The sequence below is a fragment of the Clostridium sp. UBA3061 genome, assembly GCF_002367465.1.
GTDB lineage: Bacteria > Bacillota > Clostridia > Clostridiales > Clostridiaceae > Clostridium_J > Clostridium_J sulfidigenes.
In genome coordinates this window covers 1-2,636 of sequence record NZ_DFCF01000023.1, presented here as the reverse complement: position 1 = coordinate 2,636, position 2,636 = coordinate 1, and the positions used below count along the sequence as shown (strand labels likewise).

The following is a 2,636-nucleotide window of genomic DNA, read 5'->3' as shown; positions in this document are numbered from 1 at the left end:
ATAATCTCTTATCTGTCAACAAATTTTTAAGAAGTTTTTTCTTAAGTTTTTGTTGTTTCTTGCCGCGTCTCTCAGCGACAAGATTTATCTTACCATACTTGTTATATCAAATATAATATTAGTTTTTTATAATTATAGTTTATTTAAATATATCTTCATATTTCTTGAATTTACTTTTATTTTCTTATACTGATACACATGGTATAGTATACTAAAGTAAAAATAACTTATACTAATATTTAGCCTCTATATACGAAATATACCACATTAAAATCAATAAATATTCGTTATGTTAACTAGTTACTAATCTTCTTAATATTCCATTGAAAATATCCTTTTTATAATAATATAAGGCCAATTAACTATTTTCATAATTAATTGGCCTCTCTCACATTATAATATAATATACTTATTAAATTCTTCTATGATATTAACTTTTGATTTATATCCTAATTCATTTAAAGATTTATCTAACGTATTTAAAACAAATAAAATTTTATCTATCCTACTGTTTTCTCCCATATGACCAATTCTAATAACTTTATTCTCAAGATAATCAAAAGAACCTGAAATTAGTAAATTATAATTATCTCTCATATAATTAATTAACTTGTTTGCTTCTATTCCTGTAGGCGTTTCTACTACTGTAACTGTAGATGAAAAGCCGCTATCTAAATATAACTTTAACCCATAGCTAGTTAATGCATTTCTAGTAGCTACAGCAATATTTTTATGTCTATTGTGTACATTCTCTATTCCTTCTTCAAGTATATTATCTATAGCAACTCTAAGCCCATATATGTCACTTATTGGCATAGTATATGGAAACCACTTTTTATCATAATATCCCTTCCATATAGTTAAGTTACAATAAAATCCTACAATCGGAGTATTTCTTATTCTCATAACTTTATCCGCATCATCACTAACGGTAACAATAGTTAATCCTGGTGGAGCTGAAAAAGCTTTTTGAGAACCACCTAATGCAATATCTATATCCCACTCATCTACATTTATAGGTTCTCCTCCCATGGCTGCAACACTATCTACAACTGTTAATATTCCATATTCCTTAAGCATTGGACAAATTTTACTTATATCATTAAGTACTCCTGATGGTGTATCGCAATGAACAACAGTTGCATATTTAAAATTACTATCTTTATCAAGGAATTCTCTTAAATGTTCCACATCTACTTCTCTTTTTCTATCAACAGAATACAACACAGGTATTCCTCCATATATTTTCACAAAATCAGCAAAGCCTTCACCAAATACCCCATTATCAATAATTAGTACTCTATCTCCTACTTCTGTAAGTGATGCACAAGCAGCTTCCAATCCTAATATACCTTCACCACTTAATATAAACACATCCTTTTCAGTATTTAGTATTTCCCTAATTCTATTGCAAGTTTCTCTATAAAAATCATAAAAATCCTTATCTAAATCTGGATTAGTAGTTTCAATAGCCCTAGCCAATCTAACATTTTCTCTTACATTAGTAGGTCCTGGTGTAAATACATATGGTTTATTCATCATTTCATCCCCTATTCATATCTTTAATATTACTAATTAATCACAATATTTAAAATAAAAATTTTGTTATATCAAATTTATTTTTCTAAAATATTTTCCACTTTTGTTATTAAGTTAAAATTAGTTAAGTCATAATGTAGTGGTGTAACTGTTATATATCCTTCTTTAATCATGTCTACATCAGTATTATCTTGCATTGCATCATCCGGCGCACCAGTTATTTTATATACTACATTATCATCACTTTTCTCTACTTCAACATATACATTATTATAATTTCTTTCACCTATTTTACATACCTTTAATCCCTTTAATTTATCTTTACTTATGGATGGAATGTTTACATTTAGCACTGTGTTTCCAATTTTCTCACTTCTAATTTTATTTAATATTTTTTCTGCATAATCTGCAGCTATTTCATAACTTTCTTCATTACCATCACAAGATAATGCAATTGCTGGGGTACTATTTAATGCTCCTTCAACGGCTGCAGACACAGTCCCTGAATATATTACATCGGTGCCTAAATTAAATCCATCATTTATTCCTGATACTACTATATCTATTTTTTCACTAGCAATAGTAGTTATTGCAATTTTTGTACAATCAACAGGTGTACCACTTACACTAAAACATGGAGCATCTATACCTTCTATTTTTTCTTTTCTTACAATAAGAGGATTCATTAATGTTATGGAATGACTGCTAGCACTTTTTTGACTATCAGGTGCTACTACCAATATATTGTGTGAATTTTGAAGTCTCTGTGCAATAATCTGTATACCTTTTGCCGTAATTCCATCATCATTGGTTATTAATATATTCATAATTATATAAAATAGAGAAATTTATATTCTCTATTTTCCCTCCCTTCATTTATCTAAAATCTTATTAAGTAATTAATTCACTCAAAAAGAAATACTATCTACTTTTTTATTTTAACATACTAATGAGAAAGTTTATCTTAAAATATTATAAAAACATATAAAAAAAGACACTGCATATACAGTGTCTTTGGTGGAGATAAAGGGATTCGAACCCTTGACCCCCTGCGTGCAAGGCAGGTGCTCTCCCAACTGAGCTATACCCCCAAATAT

At 28.4% G+C, this 2,636-nt stretch carries 2 protein-coding genes and 1 tRNA gene; all 3 read right to left on the bottom strand.

Annotated features, from left to right (window positions below):
* Window positions 1-393: 393 nt before the first annotated feature.
* The 3 genes from B2P65_RS16350 to B2P65_RS16340 all read right to left on the bottom strand — a co-directional run bounded on the left by B2P65_RS16350 (window position 394) and on the right by B2P65_RS16340 (window position 2,630).
* The gene (locus B2P65_RS16350) at window positions 394-1,539 is read right to left on the bottom strand and encodes an alanine--glyoxylate aminotransferase family protein (RefSeq protein ID WP_346876376.1); all 1,146 of its coding nucleotides are present in this window, start codon (window positions 1,537-1,539) and stop codon (window positions 394-396) included.
* A gap of 77 nt (window positions 1,540-1,616) precedes the next feature.
* Complete coding sequence (surE, locus tag B2P65_RS16345; RefSeq protein ID WP_346876377.1) at window positions 1,617-2,366, bottom strand: 5'/3'-nucleotidase SurE; 750 nt, start codon at window positions 2,364-2,366, stop codon at window positions 1,617-1,619.
* A 188-nt stretch (window positions 2,367-2,554) separates the two neighbouring features.
* Window positions 2,555-2,630, bottom strand: a tRNA-Ala gene (locus B2P65_RS16340).
* Window positions 2,631-2,636: the final 6 nt, after the last annotated feature.